Origin of the sequence: Burkholderia sp. Ac-20345 (assembly GCF_017104825.1) — a bacterium.
Lineage (GTDB): Bacteria > Pseudomonadota > Gammaproteobacteria > Burkholderiales > Burkholderiaceae > Burkholderia > Burkholderia lata_B.
Genome location: NZ_JAAGPO010000567.1, coordinates 1 through 399, shown reverse-complemented (window position 1 = coordinate 399; position 399 = coordinate 1). Strand labels below are relative to the sequence as shown.

1 rRNA gene is annotated in these 399 nt (G+C 45.9%); it reads left to right on the top strand.

The annotated features are described in order from the left end of the window. A 16S ribosomal RNA gene (locus G3O06_RS48715) occupies positions 1–83 on the top strand; the annotation flags it as partial. Positions 84–399: the final 316 nt, after the last annotated feature.

Genomic DNA, 399 nt, shown 5'->3' with positions numbered 1-399 from the left:
CGGTCACCACGGTAGGATTCATGACTGGGGTGAAGTCGTAACAAGGTAGCCGTATCGGAAGGTGCGGCTGGATCACCTCCTTTCCAGAGCTATCTCGCGAAGTTGAGCGCTCACGCTTATCGGCTGTTGATAAAGACAGAAAGACTGTCTGTTAGCGGTTTAATCGGTTATAATGCCGGCCGCTTTCGATAATCATCAATGACAAACATTCGAATGAAATTTGGTTCGAGTTTTTCTCATTGGCGATTGAGCCAGTCAGAGCGGTACGAAAGTATCGGCTGTCGTTCTTTAACAATCTGGAAGAAGTAAGTAATTTGGATAGCGGAAGCGTCTATGAGATGGACGTGAAAACTATCCGGGTTGTGATTGTATCGATGTATCTCAAGATGATTCGAACTC